19 protein-coding genes are annotated in these 20,120 nt (G+C 38.6%); 16 read left to right on the forward strand and 3 right to left on the reverse strand.

Annotation, left to right across the window (positions count from 1 at the left end):
• Positions 1-565: 565 nt before the first annotated feature.
• The 4 genes from QQS39_RS02110 to QQS39_RS02125 all read left to right on the forward strand — a co-directional run bounded on the left by QQS39_RS02110 (position 566) and on the right by QQS39_RS02125 (position 5,462).
• Positions 566-1,912, forward strand: coding sequence for an NCS2 family permease (locus tag QQS39_RS02110; protein ID WP_151434085.1), 1,347 nt, complete (start codon positions 566-568; stop codon positions 1,910-1,912).
• A gap of 127 nt (positions 1,913-2,039) precedes the next feature.
• Entirely contained in the window at positions 2,040-2,543 is a 504-nt protein-coding gene (locus QQS39_RS02115) for a GNAT family N-acetyltransferase (RefSeq protein WP_285805300.1), read from the forward strand.
• 394 nt (positions 2,544-2,937) lie between these two features.
• On the forward strand, positions 2,938-4,587 hold the full coding sequence (locus QQS39_RS02120; protein WP_151434087.1) for a Na+/H+ antiporter: 1,650 nt from the start codon (positions 2,938-2,940) through the stop codon (positions 4,585-4,587).
• 2 nt (positions 4,588-4,589) lie between these two features.
• Positions 4,590-5,462: a carboxylate/amino acid/amine transporter gene (locus QQS39_RS02125; protein WP_151434088.1), complete on the forward strand. Its 873-nt coding sequence runs from the start codon at positions 4,590-4,592 to the stop codon at positions 5,460-5,462.
• Here the strand turns inward: QQS39_RS02125 and metR are convergent.
• The gene (gene metR / locus QQS39_RS02130; protein ID WP_075672279.1) at positions 5,377-6,330 is read right to left on the reverse strand and encodes an HTH-type transcriptional regulator MetR; all 954 of its coding nucleotides are present in this window, start codon (positions 6,328-6,330) and stop codon (positions 5,377-5,379) included. The genes QQS39_RS02125 and metR overlap by 86 nt on opposite strands.
• A 106-nt stretch (positions 6,331-6,436) precedes the next feature.
• Between metR and metE the strand changes: the two genes are divergently transcribed.
• A complete protein-coding gene (gene metE, locus QQS39_RS02135) occupies positions 6,437-8,710 on the forward strand; it encodes a 5-methyltetrahydropteroyltriglutamate--homocysteine S-methyltransferase (RefSeq protein ID WP_285805301.1) in 2,274 nt (757 codons plus the stop codon).
• A gap of 178 nt (positions 8,711-8,888) precedes the next feature.
• Complete coding sequence (locus tag QQS39_RS02140; protein ID WP_349497259.1) at positions 8,889-9,716, forward strand: hypothetical protein; 828 nt, start codon at positions 8,889-8,891, stop codon at positions 9,714-9,716.
• A gap of 70 nt (positions 9,717-9,786) precedes the next feature.
• On the opposite strand, the gene QQS39_RS02145 is transcribed toward QQS39_RS02140, so the two are convergent.
• Positions 9,787-10,179 (reverse strand): YidB family protein, encoded by a 393-nt coding sequence (locus tag QQS39_RS02145; protein ID WP_151434091.1) that lies wholly within the window; start codon positions 10,177-10,179, stop codon positions 9,787-9,789.
• 571 nt (positions 10,180-10,750) lie between these two features.
• Here QQS39_RS02145 and udp point away from each other — a divergent pair.
• The 10 genes from udp to tatC all read left to right on the forward strand — a co-directional run bounded on the left by udp (position 10,751) and on the right by tatC (position 19,309).
• On the forward strand, positions 10,751-11,509 hold the full coding sequence (udp, locus tag QQS39_RS02150) for a uridine phosphorylase (protein WP_151434092.1): 759 nt from the start codon (positions 10,751-10,753) through the stop codon (positions 11,507-11,509).
• 152 nt (positions 11,510-11,661) lie between these two features.
• On the forward strand, positions 11,662-12,444 hold the full coding sequence (locus QQS39_RS02155) for a tyrosine-protein phosphatase (RefSeq protein ID WP_196571056.1): 783 nt from the start codon (positions 11,662-11,664) through the stop codon (positions 12,442-12,444).
• A 69-nt stretch (positions 12,445-12,513) separates the two neighbouring features.
• Entirely contained in the window at positions 12,514-13,044 is a 531-nt protein-coding gene (locus QQS39_RS02160; protein ID WP_285805303.1) for a DedA family protein, read from the forward strand.
• Positions 13,045-13,146: 102 nt separating this feature from the next.
• Positions 13,147-14,487: a DNA recombination protein RmuC gene (gene rmuC, locus QQS39_RS02165; RefSeq protein ID WP_151434095.1), complete on the forward strand. Its 1,341-nt coding sequence runs from the start codon at positions 13,147-13,149 to the stop codon at positions 14,485-14,487.
• A gap of 83 nt (positions 14,488-14,570) precedes the next feature.
• Entirely contained in the window at positions 14,571-15,326 is a 756-nt protein-coding gene (ubiE, locus tag QQS39_RS02170) for a bifunctional demethylmenaquinone methyltransferase/2-methoxy-6-polyprenyl-1,4-benzoquinol methylase UbiE (RefSeq protein ID WP_075672293.1), read from the forward strand.
• 1 nt (position 15,327) lies between these two features.
• Complete coding sequence (locus QQS39_RS02175) at positions 15,328-15,969, forward strand: ubiquinone biosynthesis accessory factor UbiJ (RefSeq protein WP_285805304.1); 642 nt, start codon at positions 15,328-15,330, stop codon at positions 15,967-15,969.
• Positions 15,969-17,606, forward strand: coding sequence for a ubiquinone biosynthesis regulatory protein kinase UbiB (ubiB, locus tag QQS39_RS02180; protein ID WP_151434097.1), 1,638 nt, complete (start codon positions 15,969-15,971; stop codon positions 17,604-17,606). The genes QQS39_RS02175 and ubiB overlap by 1 nt, the downstream gene beginning before the upstream one ends.
• A 125-nt stretch (positions 17,607-17,731) precedes the next feature.
• Positions 17,732-18,001: a Sec-independent protein translocase subunit TatA gene (tatA, locus tag QQS39_RS02185; protein ID WP_151434098.1), complete on the forward strand. Its 270-nt coding sequence runs from the start codon at positions 17,732-17,734 to the stop codon at positions 17,999-18,001.
• A 3-nt stretch (positions 18,002-18,004) separates the two neighbouring features.
• Positions 18,005-18,520: a Sec-independent protein translocase protein TatB gene (gene tatB, locus QQS39_RS02190; protein WP_151434099.1), complete on the forward strand. Its 516-nt coding sequence runs from the start codon at positions 18,005-18,007 to the stop codon at positions 18,518-18,520.
• Between the two features lie 3 nt (positions 18,521-18,523).
• Positions 18,524-19,309, forward strand: coding sequence for a Sec-independent protein translocase subunit TatC (tatC, locus tag QQS39_RS02195; RefSeq protein WP_151434100.1), 786 nt, complete (start codon positions 18,524-18,526; stop codon positions 19,307-19,309).
• Between the two features lie 62 nt (positions 19,310-19,371).
• Here tatC and rfaH read toward each other — a convergent pair whose 3' ends face one another.
• Positions 19,372-19,872: a transcription/translation regulatory transformer protein RfaH gene (rfaH, locus tag QQS39_RS02200; RefSeq protein WP_023583494.1), complete on the reverse strand. Its 501-nt coding sequence runs from the start codon at positions 19,870-19,872 to the stop codon at positions 19,372-19,374.
• Between the last annotated feature and the right edge of the window lie 248 nt (positions 19,873-20,120).

The following is a 20,120-nucleotide window of genomic DNA, read 5'->3' on the forward strand; positions in this document are numbered from 1 at the left end:
AAAACGGAAAATTATTTGCTAAAACTGCGCCTATTCATCTAACGTTAGAAGTAGAAGATGACGTTATCTTCAGGTAAAAAATAATGAATACTGTAAATCGTTAATCGCCACACATTGGGAACGGGAGGTATTATTTATTTAAGTAACTTATTAAAGTTACTAATAATAGATAAATATACCTAGTTATCATAACGTTTAATATAAATTCAATAAAAACAATCAATTAAGTTATTTTTCTACTGTGAGATAAACATGATATTGGATGATTGTACAAAAGTAGAATGATGAGGAAAGTAGGTAACTGCTTTCCTCTTTTTCTTTTTTTCTAACTTTAAATTATCTTTTTATGACATTTTTATTAAAAATATATTTTTTCGCTTGATTCTTACCCTAAAAGCACCAGATAATCGTTTGCGTCAAATTCTCTCACTCAATCCACACGAAAAACCAAACGTTTGCTTTTGACTCCCTCTTAAGATTTTTTATCGATAAGAGGTTATTTTAATTGGTACGTAATCGTTTTCGTTTTTTGGAGAGTGAACCGTTTTTATGTCAGAGGAATGTAATGTCTGCTAATCAATCAGCAAGCACAGGTAAACTGGATAGCTATTTTCAACTTACAGCACGCGGCACAACTGTTCGCAAAGAAATGATCGCGGGTTTGACGACATTTCTGGCTATGGTGTATTCCGTTATTGTTGTTCCTAGCATGTTAGGGCAAGCCGGTTTTCCACATACAGCGGTTTTTATTGCAACCTGTTTAGTCGCGGGATTAGGCTCTCTTCTAATGGGATTGTGGGCAAACCTTCCTATGGCAATTGGCTGTGCTATTTCATTAACAGCATTTACCGCTTTTAGCTTGGTGTTGGGACAAAACATCTCTGTGCCCGTTGCATTAGGTGCCGTATTTTTAATGGGGTGTTTATTCACCGTTTTCTCACTAACGGGCATTCGCACTTGGATCTTAAAAAATATTCCAATTGGTATTGCACATGGTGCAGGAATAGGGATTGGGCTTTTTCTGCTTTTAATCGCAGCAAACAGTGTTGGATTAGTGGTTAAAAACCCATTTGATGGTTTACCTGTCGCAATGGGCAAATTTACCTCATTTTCTGTTCTGATGTCACTTGCAGGATTGGCCGCTATTTTCGGATTAGAAAAACGTAAAGTACCCGGTGGCGTGCTATTAGTGATTGTGGCGATTTCGATTATTGGTCTTATTTTTGATCCTAATGTGAAATATCAAGGCATCTTTAAAATGCCTCAATTAGGTGAAGAGGGGCTTTCTTTATTATTTGCAATGGATATTAAAGGTGCCTTACAGCCTTTAGTATTACCAAGTGTGCTTGCGTTAGTGATGACAGCCATTTTTGATGCCACAGGGACTATTCGTGCGGTTGCGGGTCAAGCAAATTTATTAGATAAACGCGGGCAAATTATTAATGGTGGAAAAGCGCTGACTTCTGACTCTGTCAGTAGCATTTTTGCCGGGGTTATTGGTGCAGCACCCGCCGCAGTTTATGTTGAATCAGCCGCAGGAACGGCTGCTGGTGGTAAAACAGGGTTAACTGCAACAGTAGTCGGTATTCTATTTTTACTGATCCTTTTCTTATCGCCTCTCTCTTATTTAGTTCCCGCTTATGCAACGGCACCTGCGTTAATGTATGTGGGTTTATTGATGTTAGGTAACGTTACTAAGTTAGATTTCAGTGATTTTGTTGATGCAATGTCAGGCATGGTATGTGCTGTATTTATTGTTTTAACCTGTAATATCGTCACTGGCATTATGTTAGGTTTCGGCTGTTTGGTTATTGGTCGTGTATTTGCAGGGGAATGGCGCAAACTCAATATTGGCACAGTGTTAATTACTATTGCTCTAGTGGCATTTTATGCGGGTGAGTGGGCAATTTAATTTAAATAATCGGTTTTAAAGACAAAAGGCGGAATATATTTGTATTCCGCTTTTTTGCTATTTATTTCTCTACTTTTATTCGCTATTGTCGAAATTAAATCTAGTGATTAAATAGTTGGTAGAAGATATGCAAGAAATAAAAATACGCCATGGCGAACCTGACGACGCATCAGCAATTCAACAGTTATATACACATCCTGATTTATATATTTGTACTTGCCAATTTCCTTATCCTTCAGTCACGATGTGGAAAAAAAGATTACTTGAATTTTCAGAACAAAATATCCCTAATTTTGTTGCAACCATTGATGGTCAAGTTGCGGGACATTTAGCACTGATAATCGATAATCATCCTCGTCGTCGCCATATTGTGAGTTTTGGTATCGGGGTGGGCGCTGAATACTCAGGAAAAGGTGTCGGTAAATTACTTATTAATACAGCAATTGATTATACTTTCAATTGGTTAGCAGCCACACGATTAGAATTAGAAGTGTATTCAGACAATGAAAGAGGCTTGCATCTGTATAAGACATTAGGTTTTGAAGTTGAAGGTGTACGCCGTAAAGCAGCTTTTAGAGAGGGCAAATATTGTGATGTTGTCATGATGTCGATGTTAAGAACAATTGAATAATCATTAGCATTACGCGTTAGCTCTCAAATTTAATCGCTATTGTTATTTATCTATTATTTTTTATTTAATTACTTAACGTTTTACGTTTTTATACGCTCTATTACATTGCTTAGACCGAAAAAGAGAAATAAAAACGTATGCTTTCTATAATTAATGCCGTTAATAAATAGAGAGTAATAAATTGTGTGCAATGTGCGGTGTTAGATACGATTAATCTTAATTTATAAATATTCTCACAGAGTCTGTGTGTGATCTGTTTAGAATAAGCATAGATAAAGAAAGAGGTATGATGCGCGAATTTTACATAATTTGTTTCTTTATTGTTTGGTAGGTTTTCCTTTTATAAGGGAAAGATGACAGGTTTTCAGGATAAAAATAGGCATGTAAGGGTAACATGGAAATTTTCTTTACTATTTTGATTTTAATACTGGTGGTTTCAGTTTCGGGAGTTATCACAAAATTAATTCCCTTTCGTGTTCCGTTACCATTAATACAGATTGTGATAGGGGCTTTATTGGCATGGCCTCAGTTTGGTTTACATGTCACTTTTGATCCTGAATTATTCCTCGTTCTATTGATCCCACCTTTACTTTTTGTTGATGGTTGGAAAACACCGACACGAGAATTTATCCAAAATGGGCGTGAGATTTTTATTCTTGTGCTTGTTTTAGTCATGGTGACAGTTGTTGGTATCGGTTATCTGATTTATTGGATGATGCCAAGTATCCCTCTTATTTCAGCATTTGCATTGGCGGCAGTACTTTCGCCAACGGATGCGGTTGCACTCTCTTCCATTGTCGGTAAAGGGCGAATACCTAAGCGAATAATGGGCATCTTAGAAGGTGAAGCATTAATGAATGATGCTTCAGGTCTGGTTGCCTTGAAATTTGCGGTTGCAGTGGCAATGGGCACAATGGTGTTTACTGTTGGTGGTGCAACCCTTGAATTCTTTAAAGTCGCGGTTGGGGGATTACTGGCTGGTATCGGTGTCACCTTAGTTTACAGTAAATCTTTACGATTAATGAGTCGTTGGAGCGGAGACGATCCGGCTACACAAATCGTCTTTATGTTATTGCTACCTTTTGCCTCTTATCTTATTGCAGAACATATTGGTTTTTCAGGTATTTTAGCGGCTGTTGCTGCCGGTATGACTATCAGTAAATCAGGCGTTATCAGAAATGCACCTCTTGCGATGCGTTTACGTGCTGATAGCGTGTGGTCAATGCTTGAATTTGTCTTTAACGGTCTTGTCTTTATCATGCTTGGTTTACAGCTTCCTATTATCTGGACAAGCTCTGTTATTCAAGCCGATCTTGACCCAGAAGTTGAAGTCTGGATGTTGTTTGCAGCCGTTTTCGTTATCTACTTTGCACTGCTGATCCTGCGATTTACATGGTTATGGCTAATGAAAAAAATCAGCCTGATCTTTATGAAAAAACATCCTCTTGATTTCGCTAATTACACAACGCGTGAGTTGTGGTTATCGTCATTTGCGGGTGTTCGTGGTGCGATTACGCTTGCCGGTGCGCTTTCTATCCCACTCTTTTTAACCGATGGCAGTACTTTCCCTGGGCGTTATCAAATTATCTTTATTGCTGCGGGGGTCATTTTACTGTCAATTTTAGTGGGTATTATTTCACTTCCTTTCCTATTAAAAGGTGTGAAGGCAACAGACAAAGAAGCAGATAAAAACGAAGTTCGCTATGCGCGTAAAGTGATGGCAGAAGTGGCAATGGTCAGCCTGAATAAAATGGAAGAGCGCTTAGCCGCAAGTACCGATGAGCAGTTGGATGCAGAAGAAATTAATGAAGTTGCTTCTCGTGTAACGGGTTATTTAAGACGCCGTACTGCAGATCAAGATGAAATGATCCATAACGCGTTAGAAGAAGATCTCGAAAGACGTTTTCGTTTAACAGCATTGCGTGCTGAACGTGGGGAGCTTTACCATTTAAGAGCAACGCGAAAAATCAGTAATGAAACACTCCAACTATTGCTACATGAGTTGGATTTAATGGAAGCGTTATTAGTAGAGAAAGATAGCTAATTATGTGGTTGCTTGTTATTACAACATTGTTATGGGCGGCTTCTTTTAGCCTGATCGGCGAGTATCTCGCGGGTCAGGTTGATAGCTGGCTCTCTGTTTTGATCCGCGTTTCTTTAGCGGCTTTAGTCTTCTTACCTTTCTTACGTTGGAAGGGGATCCGCTTTAAGGTGATCCTGCTTTATATGCTGGTGGGTGCTTGCCAACTCGGTATTATGTATCTGTTCGTCTTCCATGCTTATAACTATTTGACTGTTGCAGAATTCTTACTATTTACGGTATTAACACCGCTTTATGTCACGTTAATTTATGATTTATTAGAACGTCAGAAATTACGTTGGGGTTATGCATTTAGCTCATTATTAGCGGTGTTAGGGGCTGCGATTATTCGCTATGACCATTTAAGTGATGACTTTTGGTATGGTCTGTTATTAGTACAATTGGCTAATATTTTCTTTGCGATTGGTCAGGTGGGTTATAAACGATTAATGGAAGTGCATCCTATTCCACAACATCATGCATTTTCTTGGTTTTACCTTGGTGCCGTTGTCGTTTCATTGATTGGCGCTCTGTGTTTTGCTGATTGGCAGAAAATGCCAACAACATCACTACAGTGGGGTGTTTTACTCTGGTTAGGAATTGGCGCTTCTGGCATCGGGTATTTTATGTGGAACTACGGTGCCACACAAGTTGATGCTGGAACCTTAGCTATTATGAATAACATGATGGTTCCAGCAGGATTGTTAGTGAATTTTTCTATTTGGCAGCAACATCCAAATTGGCCAAGTTTCATCATAGGCGCGAGCCTGATTGTTGCATCACTTTGGATCCATCGACGCTGGATACGCCGACCTGCTTTACAAAAGGAAGATTGTTAACCGCGTGCTGACCTGATAAACGAATAAACTCTCGAATTGCCGGTTGATGTTGCTCTCCACTACGGTTAGCGGCATATAACCGGCTCCATAATCCCTCACCTAATGTTTTTGTAACCACTAAGCCTTGTTTTTCAAAATTCTCAACAGCCCAATGAGGTAATGCCGCTATTCCCATACCGGCTGCAACCATTTGAATTAATAACAACGTATTATCGACATGTTTAAAATGTGGTGTGATCCCCGCAGGTTGTAAGAAATGACGCCATACATCAAAGCGCTCTCTTTGTACGGGATAAATAAATAAGGTTTCTGCAATTAAATCTTGTGGCTGAATATGTAAGCGATTAGCAAGAGGGTGATCTGGCGATAAAACTAATTTCACCTCATAGTCAAATAACGGAGTGTAGTGTAAACGAGGATCATCCAAGATATCGGATGTTAACACCACATCTAATTCACGTTGTAATAATGCTGGTTGTGGATCAAAAGTCACACCCGAATGAAAATCAACAGTCACTTCAGGCCATGTTTGACGATATTGCTGTAATGCAGGGGTTAACCATTGAATACAGCTATGGCATTCAATGGCTATATTCAAATTCACACTACCTGGTTCATTACATGCTTCAATGGCTCTACGAACAATAGGCAATACTTCTTCTGCTAATTTAACGAGCACTTCTCCTTGTGAAGTAAAGCGCAGTGGCTGGCTTTTACGCACAAAAATTCGATAACCAAGGCGATGTTCTAATTCACTAAATTGATGTGAAAGAGCCGATTGCGTTTGATGCAATTGATTTGCTGCGTTAGCAAGAGAGCCTGTGTGCTTCAAGGCTAAGATCGTTTTTAAATGTTTTATTTCTATCATGAGAAACCTTCAAGTTGTTGATGAAAAATTTGCGCTTGTGATTTATACACTACCTGTAGATTATGGATGTGTAAACATCTAGACGGCTAAAAATAGGATTTTAATTATGACAATTCGCAATCACACACTTGGCTTCCCTCGTATTGGCTTAGGTAGAGAGCTAAAAAAGGCGCAAGAAAATTATTGGGCAGGCAAGATTTCACAAGAAGAATTGGTTGCGGTGGGTAAAGAGCTTCGCGCTCGCCATTGGCAACAACAAGCAGATGCAGGTGTTGAATTATTACCTGTCGGTGATTTTGCTTGGTATGACCAAGTGTTAGGTACAAGCCTACTGTTAGGTAATGTGCCGCCTCGTCACCGTAATGAAGATGGCTCACTTGATCTTGATACTCTATTCAGAGTCGCTCGTGGTAGAGCGCCAACAGGTAAGCCTGCGGCTGCATCTGAAATGACGAAATGGTTTAATACTAACTATCACTATATCGTGCCTGAATTTCAGCAAGGTCAGTCATTTAGCTTTGCATGGAAAGCGCTATTAGAAGAAGTCGATGAAGCATTAGCGTTAGGTCATAAAATAAAACCTGTTTTACTGGGTCCTGTGACTTACTTGTGGCTAGGTAAAGTAAAAGGCCCTGAATTTGATAGATTAACGCTTCTAAAAGATATTTTACCTATCTATCAACAAGTTATTTCTGCATTAAAAGAGAAAGGTATTGAGTGGATACAAATTGATGAGCCTGCATTAGTACTGGATTTACCTATTGAATGGCAAAATGCGTATCAAACAGCTTATCAAGCATTAACAGGGCAAGCTAAATTACTGCTGACAACCTATTTTGATGGTATTTCTCATCATCTTGATATTATTAAAAACTTACCTGTTGAGGGGCTTCATGTTGATATTTCAGCAGGGCAAGATGATTTACAGCACTTACACCAAGCATTACCTAAAGATTGGGTTCTGTCATTAGGTGTGATTAATGGTCGAAATGTGTGGAAAGCAGATTTAAGTACACGTTATCAGCAAGTGATTGCATTAAAAGGGAAACGTCCATTGTGGATTGGTACTTCATGTTCATTACTGCATAGCCCAATTGATTTAAATGCAGAGACGAAACTTGATGATGAAGTCAAAAGCTGGTTTGCTTTTGCTGTTCAGAAATGTGAAGAAGTCGCTTTGTTAGCTAAGGCATTGAATGCACCAGAAGGTGAGTATGATGAACAACTGGCACAATACAGTGCGCCAATTCGTCAACGTCAACATTCGACCCGCGTACATAATGCAACAGTTGAAGCTCGTTTACAGGCGATTGAAGCACAAGATAGTGAAAGAAATTCACCTTATACTCAACGTGCAGAAGTACAACGTACTCGGTTTAATTTGCCATTATGGCCAACCACCACGATTGGCTCATTCCCACAAACAACAGAAATTCGTACTGTCCGTTTAGATTTTAAGAAAGGGCGCATCGATACAGCAGCTTATCGTACAAATATCAGCGAACATATTAAGCAAGCGATATCTGAACAAGAAAATCTTGGCCTTGATGTGTTAGTTCATGGTGAGGCTGAACGTAACGATATGGTGGAGTATTTTGGTGAACATTTTGATGGTTATGTGTTTACGCAAAATGGCTGGGTACAAAGCTATGGCTCCCGTTGTGTAAAACCACCGGTGATTATTGGTGATATTAGTCGTCCAGCTCCGATTACTGTGGATTGGGCAACTTACGCTCAGTCATTAACAGAAAAACCAGTCAAAGGCATGTTAACAGGTCCTGTGACAATTTTATGTTGGTCTTTCCCTCGTGAAGATGTAACGCGTGAAACGATTGCAAAACAGATAGCGTTAGCACTGCGTGATGAAGTGGATGATTTACAAAAAGCAGGTATTGGGATTATTCAAATCGATGAGCCTGCGTTACGTGAAGGTTTACCACTGCGTCGTAATGAGTGGCAGGCTTACCTTGATTGGGCAGTTGATGCCTTTAAATTAAGTGCCGCCATTGCTGATGATGAGACACAAATCCATACCCATATGTGTTATTGCGAATTTAATGACATCATGGATTCAATCGCAGCGCTGGATGCTGATGTGATTACAATCGAAACATCACGTTCAGATATGGAATTGCTAGAAGCCTTTGAGCACTTTGATTATCCAAATGAAATTGGACCAGGTGTTTATGATATTCACTCACCTAATGTGCCAAATGTGGAATGGATCGTCGGTTTATTAAGAAAAGCACAATCTCGAATTCCCGCAGAGCGTTTATGGGTGAATCCAGATTGTGGATTAAAAACACGAGGCTGGCCTGAAACACGTGCAGCATTAGCGAATATGGTTGAGGCTGCTAAATATTTACGCCAAAACGCGTAATAAAAGAATTAATTGTTTATTAGCCTGTTATTTTTGAACTGTCACTTTAGATAAGTTGCATAGTCAAAATAGCAGGCTAACTTTATATAAAATTAAAAAAAGGTATTCATTAAAACCCAGAGTAAATCTTATTATTGATATTCATTAGAGTTGCTATACTGCAAAACTCTCTAATTTTATGGATATAATTATTGTGCAAACTAGCATTAAACTTTCGGATAAAGTATTAGATGCTTTTCCAACTCGACCTTTGAAATTAGTTCCACTAAGAGGAGACGGTGGATTATTTCGCACCTTATTCTTAGTTATTTTCATGTTAGCAATGACGGTATTTAGTGCTTATCAAATTCCCAATATTCTTTATGATTATAAAATCAGTGAGAATGCAGTACCTGTTGATGCTACGGTAAATGGCTCTTGTCGTTCTCAACTTTTTGTTCTGACTAACTGTAGTGTTGATTTACGTTATAAAGGCAATGAAGTTTCGCGTAATTTTACTTTTTTAGATTTAGGCCCTAAAGATGTGTTAGTTGAACCCGTCGCTGATGCTAATGATCTCAGTAAAATGACCGTTGATGTGGCGATAGATAATATTTGGCTTCGCTTAATGAGTACGGTTATTTTTATCGCATTATTTGGTTTTAGTGTGGTCTTTTTTATCTATCGTCAAATATTGACGAGTAAAGTGAGAAAAGCATTATTATCAGTGGGAACTCAGCCTTTAAAGTTAATCGCTATTCCTGCAAAAATGGTAGTGAGTAATAAGCAATTTATTGCGACTTATCATCTTAATTTAGAGGGTAAAGATATCCGTATTGCTTATTCAGGAAATAAGAAAACACCACCTATTGTGATTGAGCAAAATGGAAATACCTACGTATTAGCCGTTTATTCACCACAACAAAATATCCCTTATGCTTTGGATGTACCTTTAGAACGTATTCAGGCAACGCCTGAAGAGAAACAACGTTTTCATGAAGCGTTGATTGAAGAAGGTTTGCTGTAATCAATTTTGATTATTAAGAATATGATGCGTTTTCTCTTATGGGATATAAGGGAAAACGCAGTCTGTTTATTTAGCCGCCAAAAATTTTCGCTTTTAAAATATCCATACCCGCACTGACTAAGTCTAAGTCTTTAGGTACAACGCCATCTGGGGTGACTTTATCAATTAATTTAGGTAAATATTGTGCCGCCATTTCAGAAGCTTCTGTTGCACTTAAATTAATTTTTGACGCAAGTTCATTAATCACCGGTGATGAAAAAACCGCTACGATTTGTTCAGCACTGATAGGTAAATTTGTCTTTGTACTTATCCAAGATTGAATAAGCTCACTTAAACCTGCTGTATCAAATTGCTTTACTAAGCCTTCAATGCCGCCTTGAGATCCAATCCAGTCAAGGACAGTTTTATATTGATTGATTTTTTCGCCACCTAGTAGGCTCGCAATTTGGTTAAATAAGCTCATGTTCACTCCAATGACGATCTGTTTGTCACATTCGATGTTTTTAAGGGCGGGTAGTTTACTCGTTATGTTCGTTGTACTTCAAGCTACTCGTCATACTTGAAGCCACAGCGTTGTTGGTTGCGTTTATTCGCACTAGTCACATACTTATGTATGCTTCTAGCGACTCCTGCACTTGTCGCCTAGCTACTCGTCATACTTCAAGCTGTAGCGTTGTTGACTTCGTTCATTCGCACTAGTCACATACTGATGTATGCTCCTAGCGGCTCATTCACTTGTCGCCTAGCTACACCTCGAATTATTTAGAGTATATGTTCAATAATGTATTTATCGCATCTATACTGATGAGAGAAATGTTTACTTTAGTTAATGATTGATGCTGGCGAATATTGATATAGTGCTTGCGGATCATGTCTTTTATATGCCGCTTTTTGTGATAGTAATCACAATTTTATGAAATTGTTACTTTGTTTGTTGCCTTGTAAGTGATGTTGGTCACTAAAAAGGTCTGAAAAACTGATACAGTAACTTTTAATTTAATGATCATTGGTTTTGTCCCATTGAGGAGTCCGATATGTCTGATGTATTTCACTTAGGTTTAACCAAAAATGACCTACAGGGTGCCACTTTAGCAATTGTTCCAGGTGATCCTAAGCGTGTTGAAAAAATTGCAAAATTAATGGATAACCCAGTTCATCTGGCTTCTTTACGTGAATACACGTCATGGCGTGGCGAAATTGATGGTAAAGCTGTCATTGTTTGTTCAACAGGTATCGGTGGTCCATCTACCTCTATCGCAGTTGAAGAATTAGCACAGTTAGGTATTCGTACTTTCTTGCGTATTGGTACAACTGGTGCAATTCAAGAACATATCAATGTAGGTGATATTCTTGTGACTACGGCTGCGGTTCGTTTAGATGGCGCAAGCTTACATTTCGCACCAATGGAATTCCCAGCTGTTTCTGATTTTGAATGTATGAACGCACTGTACAAAGCCGCTAAAGACAATGGCTCCACTGTACACGTCGGTGTTACTGCATCTTCAGATACATTCTATCCAGGACAAGAACGTTACGACACCTATACAGGTCGTGTTATTCGCCGTTTCAAAGGCTCTATGAAAGAGTGGCAAGAAATGGGCGTAATGAACTATGAAATGGAATCTGCAACATTATTGACAATGTGTGCAAGCCAAGGTTTACGTGCAGGTATGGTTGCGGGTGTTATCGTAAACCGTACTCAACAAGAAATTCCAGATGCGGAATTACTGAAGAAAACTGAGAACAATGCACTCGGTATCGTGATTGAAGCGGCTCGTAATTTAATGAAATAATCTTTCGAATCGCTGATAGAAGCCCTTAATACGCAAGTGTTAAGGGCTTTTTTTATGCAATAATTCACTCGCTTAATATACTATGTCAATAGAACTATATTTTTGATAATGTAATTGAGAATTATTTACAATAAAACAATGAGAAAATAAATATGACTGATATTTTGCAGACACACCCTTCAGTGTTGCCTTTAACCGGTGGAATTAACTTCCGTGATCTAGGAGGTAAAAAATTAAGCAACGGTGGTATTATCAAGCCAGGAATGTTATTTCGTGCTGGATCACTGGATAGGCTGACGGATACGGATCAATCCCTTCTTATTGATAAAAATCTTTTTCAAATCATTGATTATCGCGATAGTGGTGAAATTGTTGATAAACCAGACCGTGTCTGGGAAGGTGCGCAATATTACCATGCTCCTGCAAACCCGCTATCCAAAGAAGTCTCTGCAAACCTTGAAAAGCTGACTCCTGAAATACTTGAGCAATTTGACGCTAAAGCCTTTATGTTTCAGTTATATAAATTACTTCCTATTAATAATCCTGCATATAAACAACTGGCAACATTATTAAAGCAACCTGAGAAAGGGGGCGTTGTACAACATTGTGCTGTGGGTAAAGACAGAACAGGTGTTGGCTCTGCTTTAGTATTATTTGCGTTGGGTGCATCTTTAGATGTAGTAATGGAAGATTACCTACTTACCAATGAAACATTAGCGCCTTATCGCGCTTATCTTTTAGAAGAACATGCCAAAACAATGAGTGATAACATTGTTGATAAATTTGCCTATGTTTATTCAGTACAAGAAGAGTTTCTGCAAACTGCATTGGCGAGTATTAATCAGCATTACGGTAATGTGGATACTTGGCTAGAGAAAGATATCGGTTTAGATGCTTCTAGCCGAGATACCTTACAAAATTATTTTCTTGAATAATAAAGTGATTTATATTCGGTTAATCAATTTATTATTTCACTTAGGTTAACCGAATTTAAGGTCTCTATTTTGACAGTACAAGACATTATTCATACCATCACTCTCTTTGTGAAAGAGCACGAAATCTGGGCTATTCCGATCGTGTTTTTGCTTGCTTTTGGTGAGTCACTCGCATTTATCTCTTTGCTTATTCCTGCCACAGTGATTTTATTAGGATTAGGCGCCTTAATTGGTGAGAGTGGTCTGTTTTTCTGGCCGATTTGGCTTGCTGCTGCATTAGGTGCTTTCTTTGGTGATTGGGTATCCTACTGGGTAGGATTTCACTATAAAGAGGGCGTGAGAAACATGTGGCCCATTTCACGTTCACCACAAACATTAGTTAGAGGTCATCAATTCTTTAATCGTTGGGGAATTTGGGGGGTGTTTATTGGACGATTTTTTGGACCTTTTCGTGCAATTGTCCCATTAGTTGCGGGTATTTGTGCAATGCCACAACGTTATTTTCAAATTGCTAATTTAACATCAGCTATGATTTGGGCATTCGGTATTTTGGCACCCGGTGCTTTTGGTTTGCAATGGCTTGCGAAATGGGTGGGATAACTGCGTCCTTTATCGCAAATAAAGTCATGATGTAAATTGTTGCTAGACAATATTACTTATGCGTTTTAACGTAGCCCGCTGGAAAGTAAAAAGGTCACTTTAGTGGATATTCAGTTGTTATACGGGATCATTGGTTTATTAGGTGGAGTGCTTGTTGGCGGTGCGCTGGTTTGGTGGTCTATCCAACAACGTTTATCCGATAAAGAAGCCATGCTACGTGAAAATCATACACAGCTTGCTATCGCCCAAGAAAAAGCGGTGATTATCCCCTCTTTACAACAACATATAGAACAGCTAGAGCAAGAATTACGTGCTCAACGAGAAATTATTACTTCCCAAGAAGCAGAATTAAGAGAAGTGACAACTCGTTGGGAAGAAAGCCGCATATCCGCAGAAGAAAAACAGCGATTATTAATTAATAGTGAGCAACGGCTTGCAACACAGTTTGAGAACTTAGCTAACCGTATTTTTGAACAGAGTGGGCGTAAAGCCGAAGAGTTAAATCGTCAAGGATTAACCCATTTACTGTCACCATTTCGTGAACAGCTCGAAAGCTTTCGGCGACAAGTACAAGATGGTTTTGGGCAAGAAGCCAGAGAGCGACATACTTTGGTTCATGAAATTCGCCAGCTGCAACAATTGAATGTGAAAATGGCACAAGAAGCCGTTAATTTAACTAATGCCCTAAAAGGGGATAATAAAGTTCAAGGTAACTGGGGCGAAACGGTATTAGCACGTATATTAGAGACTTCTGGATTACGTGAAGGTCATGAGTTTGAAACCCAAGTAAGCATTCGACATGAAAATGGTAGTCGCTATCAACCGGATGTGATTGTGCATCTACCTCATGGTAGAGATGTTATTATCGACGCTAAAATGTCGCTGGTGGCATATGAGAAGTATTTTAGTAGTGATAGTGATAATGAACGTAAACAAGCGCTTTATGCGCATGTGAACTCAATTAAAGCGCATATTAAAGGATTGAGTGTAAAAGATTATCATAAACTACCGGGTATAACGTCTTTAGACTATGTTTTAATGTTTATACCTATTGAGCCTGCTTATCTTGTTGCAATTGGTCATTCTCCAGACTTGCTAGATGAAGCATTGAAAAACAATATTATGTTAGTTGGACCATCTACTTTACTTGTTGCTTTGCGTACAATAGCCGCATTGTGGCGTTATGAATATCAAAGCCAAAATGCGCAAGAAATTGCAGACAGAGCGGCTAAAATGTATGACAAATTAAGACTTTTCGTTGATGATATGCAAGGGTTAGGAAACAGTATTCAAAAAGCGCAATCCGGCTATCTATTAGCAATGAAAAAACTCTCTGAAGGTCGTGGAAATCTTATCAGTCAAGCGGAAGGCTTTAAATCCTTAGGGGTTGAGATAAAAAAAACGATTGATAATGATCTCATTGAAAAATCAGCATCTGATTGATTTGATAAAATAAAGAGATAAAGACTTCTGAAAACGACCAGTACTAAATTTACTAAATTTTGATTAATTAGCGGGCAAATAATATGACTCAACAAACTAAGGAAACAACAGATTTTGGTTTCCAAACCGTTGACAAAGATGATAAACAAACCATGGTTGCAAGGGTTTTTCACTCTGTCGCGTCTAAGTATGATTTAATGAATGACTTGATGTCGTTCGGTGTTCACCGTATTTGGAAACGTTATACCATTGAAGCAAGTGGCGTAAGACGTAACCAACGTGTTCTTGACCTTGCAGGCGGCACGGGTGATTTAACAGCTAAATTCTCTCGTCTTGTGGGCGAAAATGGGGAAGTTGTTTTAGCTGATATCAATGACTCAATGTTGAAAATGGGACGTGAAAAGCTACGCGATCACGGTATTGTGGGTAATGTTAACTATGTACAAGCAAATGCTGAAGAGTTACCTTTCCCTGATAACCATTTTGATTGCATTACAATCTCCTTTGGCTTACGTAATGTGACCGATAAAGCAAAAGCTTTACGTTCGATGTTCCGTGTATTAAAGCCAGGTGGGCGTCTGCTGGTACTGGAATTCTCTAAACCCGTTCTTGATCCTTTAAGCAAGATTTATGATGCTTACTCTTTCCATATTCTACCGAAAATTGGTCAAGTGATTGTGAATGACGCTGAAAGTTACCGTTATTTAACAGAGTCAATTCGCATGCATCCAGACCAAGAAACACTAAAAGGCATGATGGAAGAAGCGGGATTTGATCAAGTTACCTATACCAATATGACTGGAGGTATAGTTGCATTACACAAAGGATTTAAATTCTGAGATGGAAAAAGCCACTTTTTCTCATGATATTGCTTCTCAAGTACTGTATCCGCTGTTAACAGCATCTATGGAGACAGCACTTAATCACGTTTTATATCAGGAAAATGTGCTTAAACCTGCCCGCAATCGCCTTGCGGGCAAAGTGTTGGCGCTTTCTATCAATGAGTTTCCTCGTTCCATCTACTTAGTCTTTAGCGAACAACAAGTTGATGTATTAAGTCAGTGGGATGATGAAACTGATTGTTTGATAAAAACAAAACTATTAACTCTGATTAAGCTTCGTGACCGTCAAAAAATGTCAGAACTAATCAACCGTGGCGATATCACTATTGATGGCGATATGCAGGTTGTGCAAAATTGGTCTGCATTATTAGATATGGCGCAGTGGGACCCCGCGCAATATTTAGCACCTTATATTGGTGACATTGCGGCGCAAAGTCTGACTGTTGTTGCAGGAAAGGGCGTTCAGTTATTTTCTTCACTCTTAAGTCACCAAAAAGGTTATTTACGTGACGCATTAATTGAAGAGTGGAAAACCGCACCTAGTGCATTAGAAACAGTCCATTTTTATGATGAAATAGAAGAACTTGCACAGCAAACCGCCGAGCTGGAAAAACGGTTAGGCACATTGGAGAAAAAATAATGCTCCTGAGTGAGTTAAAGCGCCTCTATCATATTATTCAGGTATTTTTATCTTATGGGCTTGATGAGTTAATTCCTAAACACCGAATTACCTTACCTGTAAGATTAGGATGCCGAACACTATTTTGGATCAAAAATAAACATCCAGAAAAACCATTAGGTGAACGCTTACGACTCGCATTGCAAACATTAGGCCCTGTTTGGATTAAATTAGGTCAAATGTTATCAACTCGACGTGATCTTTTCCCTCCTCAAATCGCTGATCAGCTTGCTTTATTGCAAGACAAAGTTGCTCCTTTTGATGGTAAGAAAGCACGACAATATATTGAAAATTCATTTGGTTGCCCTATCGACCAATGGTTTGATGATTTTGATGAAACGCCACTCGCTTCCGCTTCTATTGCGCAGGTTCACACTGCAAAATTAAAAGAAAACGGCAAAGAAGTGGTACTAAAGGTTATTCGTCCCGATATTCAACCGGTGATAAAAGCAGATATCCGTTTGATGTATCGCTTGGCAAATTTATTACCGTTTTTACCTGATGGTCGTCGTTTACGACCAAAAGAAGTGATCCGCGAATACGAAAAGACATTACTTGATGAGCTAAATTTACTGCGTGAAGCCGCGAATGCTATTCAGCTACGTCGTAATTTTGAAAATAGCTCTATGTTGTATATTCCTGAAGTGTATTCAGATTATTGCCATGAAAACGTGATGGTAATGGAGCGTATTTATGGTATTCCCGTTTCTGATATTGAAGCGTTGAATGCACAAAAAACGAATATGAAGCTTCTTGCAGAGCGTGGCGTAAAAGTCTTTTTCACTCAGGTGTTTAGAGACAGTTTTTTCCATGCTGATATGCATCCTGGTAATGTGTTCATTAGCTATGATCACCCTGAGAACCCATATTATATTGGTATTGATTGCGGTATCGTTGGCTCATTAAATAAAGAAGATAAACGCTATTTAGCTGAAAACTTCTTAGCTTTCTTTAACCGCGATTATCGGAAAGTTGCAGAATTACATGTTGATTCAGGCTGGGTGCCAGCAGATACCAATGTGGAAGATTTTGAATTTGCGATCCGTACTGTGTGTGAACCGATTTTTGAAAAACCACTTTCTGAGATCTCATTTGGACATGTGTTACTTAATCTTTTCAATACAGCACGTCGTTTCAATATGGAAGTACAACCACAGTTAGTTTTACTTCAAAAAACATTGCTTTATGTTGAAGGGCTTGGGCGTCAATTATATCCACAATTGGATTTATGGAAAACGGCAAAACCTTTCTTAGAAGATTGGCTACATAGTCAAATTGGTATCACGGCATTAGTGAATGGCATAAAGAGCAAAGCGCCTTACTGGATTGAAAAAATGCCAGAGATACCAGAGCTGGTTTATGATAGTCTGAAGCAACATAAAAATATGAAGTTAACGCTAGACAAATTGACGGAACAAATAAGTTCGCAAAGAGTCAAACAGAGACAGTCTCTATTTTTATTGGGTATAGGTACAACACTGTTTTTATGCGGTAGCCTGTTTTTTGTTTCTGGTTTTAAAACATTATTCAGTGTTTTTATCAGTTTAGGTCTTCTTGCATGGATTTTGGGTTGGTTTAGATCTGGTAATGCACAATAAAAACGCATCAAAGTTTGTCTTTGAGCAAATTAAAAGATGAATTCGAGATTCCCGAAAATTGAATTCGTTGTATATAATGGGCACTGTTATTAAGTATAACCCCGAAAATAGTTGAGGAACATAAAATGGGCGGTATTAGCATTTGGCAATTACTCATCATCGCTGTCATCGTTGTCTTATTATTTGGTACAAATAAACTGCGCACATTAGGCTCAGATTTAGGCGCATCAGTAAAAGGCTTTAAAAAAGCGATTGGTGACGAAACTGCAGATAAAGACACCAGCAACGCTGAAAAAACAAATAATGACGCAGATTTTGATACTAAAAATTTAGCGCAGAAGACTTCAACAGAAGAGAAGTCTACAACTGAGAGCAAAAACAAAGAGCAGGTGTAAACCGTGTTTGACATTGGTTTTAGTCAGCTGCTATTGGTCATGGTGATTGGTCTTGTTTTTCTGGGGCCAGAACGTTTGCCCGTAGCAGTAAAAACAATTGCTGGCTGGGTAAGGGCGCTACGCTCTTTGGCTGCGAATGTGCAAAATGAACTGGCTCAAGAACTAAAACTTCAAGAACTCCAAGAGAGCTTGAAAAAAGTTGAAGAGAAAGCGAATTTACAAACGTTGTCGCCAGAGCTGAAAGCGTCTATGGATGAGTTAAAAGAGGCTGCACAGTCTTTAAAACAAACTTATCAAGCTCCTGCAACGCCAGACTCCACGAAAGAGCAGTCTGTAAAAACCGACTCTACGGAACCTTCACCTTCTGATTTAGCTGAACTTGCTGAAGCTGATGAAGTTAATGATGATGCTAATCGCCATAAACCTGTGGCAGAAAGTGTTACAAAGACAGAAGTTCCTGTTACTCAGCCAGTAACAATAGAGAAAAAAACAACTGATCAGGTCAATGGTGAGCATTAAAACATGGCAGTAAATGATACCCAACCGCTGATCAGCCATTTAATAGAACTTCGTAAGCGTTTGATGTATAGCTTAATCTCAGTTCTAGTGGTTTTTTTAGCGCTGGTTTATTTTTCTAATGATATCTATCAATTAGTCTCGGCTCCATTACTCGATAAGTTGCCAAAAGGGTCAAATATGAGTGCGACAGATGTTGCCTCTACTTTTTTGACTCCGATTAAATTGACAATAATGGTATCCATTTTTGCTTCTGTACCTATTATTCTTTATCAGGTATGGGCTTTTATCGCACCAGCATTGTATAAACACGAACGCCGCTTAATGCTGCCATTACTTGTTTCAAGTACGGTATTATTCTACCTCGGTATGGCGTTTGCTTATTTTGTTGTGTTCCCTCTCGCGTTTGGCTTCTTTGTTAATACAACCCCTGAAGGGGTTAACTTTATTCCAGATATCAGTAAATATCTAAGTTTCGTAATGACGTTATTTATGGCGTTTGGTGCAGCTTTTGAAGTACCGATTGCGATTATTTTACTGTGTTGGAGTGGTGTAACGACACCGGAAGCATTAAAGAAAAAACGTCCTTATATTCTTGTCGGTGCCTTTGTCGTTGGTATGATTTTGACACCACCAGATGTTTTCTCTCAAACCTTACTCGCAATACCTATGTACTTACTGTTTGAAATTGGTGTTATGGTATCGCGCTTTTATGTAGGCAAGGGAAGAAGAACAGATGAAGAAGGAGCTGAGGAAGCAGAGGCTGAAGCTGAAGCAGAACAGCAAAAATAATTTTAGAACCGATTTTCTAAAATCATATGATATTAGCCCAGCGATTGCTGGGTTAACTTTTTCTAGAGCGATTCTTTTTTAAACTCTTTATTTCCCACGGATTTTTTTACTTCACTATTTAATATATTTAAAAGCAAAATCGAACGGGCTTCACCATCAGGCTCTTGATATATGGCTTTGATCCCTTGAAAAATCCCTTCTGTTATTAATACGCTATCGCCACTGTGAGGTACATTTTCTTCACTATAAGTGAGAGAAGAAAGCTGAGGTATTTGCAGTGTATCAATCACATCTTGAGGAACAGTGACAGGATATTGCCCAAAGCGAACAAACGAGTTTACTCCACGCGTTGAGTTAATCGTCGTGGTGTGGATCACTTCAGGATCAAATTCTATAAAAAGATAATTAGGGAAAAGCGGTTCTGTTACGGTAGTGCGCTTTCCTCTTAATACTTTTTCTATGGTTACCATAGGTGTAAAACAGCCCACTTGCTGACGTTCTAAGTGTTCGATAGCACGAGGAATTTGCCCTCGTTTACAATACAGCAAATGCCAGTTTTTCATAATAGAGACAATAGGTTAGTTAAATTTAATTTAAGTGATAATAGCAAATTTATCATTAAGGTAACAGTTATCTATCGGGGGATGAAATAAAAAATAGAGTAACGTGGTTTTATACTGAAAAAAGTACAGAAAAGCTGTGTTTATAAGCAATAAAAGCGCTTGTTTTTGTTACTTTCACTTGGATCTCGGATAGAGGTAACAAGTTAATAAAAAAGTGATGGTAAAAATAAGAAAAAGCTCTCAAGATA

It is taken from the genome of Proteus appendicitidis (assembly GCF_030271835.1).
Taxonomy (GTDB): domain Bacteria; phylum Pseudomonadota; class Gammaproteobacteria; order Enterobacterales; family Enterobacteriaceae; genus Proteus; species Proteus appendicitidis.

Bases quoted from the DNA above. Each gene is read 5' to 3' on its own strand.
- metR (WP_075672279.1), bottom strand. From the start codon at position 6,330: ATGATAGAAATAAAACATTTAAAAACGATCTTAGCCTTGAAGCACACA.
- QQS39_RS02110 (WP_151434085.1), top strand. From the start codon at position 566: ATGTCTGCTAATCAATCAGCAAGCACAGGTAAACTGGATAGCTATTTT.
- tatA (WP_151434098.1), top strand. From the start codon at position 17,732: ATGGGCGGTATTAGCATTTGGCAATTACTCATCATCGCTGTCATCGTT.
- QQS39_RS02175 (WP_285805304.1), top strand. From the start codon at position 15,328: ATGGAAAAAGCCACTTTTTCTCATGATATTGCTTCTCAAGTACTGTAT.
- metE (WP_285805301.1), top strand. From the start codon at position 6,437: ATGACAATTCGCAATCACACACTTGGCTTCCCTCGTATTGGCTTAGGT.
- rfaH (WP_023583494.1), bottom strand. From the start codon at position 19,872: ATGAAAAACTGGCATTTGCTGTATTGTAAACGAGGGCAAATTCCTCGT.
- udp (WP_151434092.1), top strand. From the start codon at position 10,751: ATGTCTGATGTATTTCACTTAGGTTTAACCAAAAATGACCTACAGGGT.
- QQS39_RS02125 (WP_151434088.1), top strand. From the start codon at position 4,590: ATGTGGTTGCTTGTTATTACAACATTGTTATGGGCGGCTTCTTTTAGC.
- QQS39_RS02155 (WP_196571056.1), top strand. From the start codon at position 11,662: ATGACTGATATTTTGCAGACACACCCTTCAGTGTTGCCTTTAACCGGT.
- QQS39_RS02145 (WP_151434091.1), bottom strand. From the start codon at position 10,179: ATGAGCTTATTTAACCAAATTGCGAGCCTACTAGGTGGCGAAAAAATC.
- QQS39_RS02120 (WP_151434087.1), top strand. From the start codon at position 2,938: ATGGAAATTTTCTTTACTATTTTGATTTTAATACTGGTGGTTTCAGTT.
- QQS39_RS02115 (WP_285805300.1), top strand. From the start codon at position 2,040: ATGCAAGAAATAAAAATACGCCATGGCGAACCTGACGACGCATCAGCA.
- tatC (WP_151434100.1), top strand. From the start codon at position 18,524: ATGGCAGTAAATGATACCCAACCGCTGATCAGCCATTTAATAGAACTT.
- QQS39_RS02140 (WP_349497259.1), top strand. From the start codon at position 8,889: ATGGATATAATTATTGTGCAAACTAGCATTAAACTTTCGGATAAAGTA.
- ubiB (WP_151434097.1), top strand. From the start codon at position 15,969: ATGCTCCTGAGTGAGTTAAAGCGCCTCTATCATATTATTCAGGTATTT.
- ubiE (WP_075672293.1), top strand. From the start codon at position 14,571: ATGACTCAACAAACTAAGGAAACAACAGATTTTGGTTTCCAAACCGTT.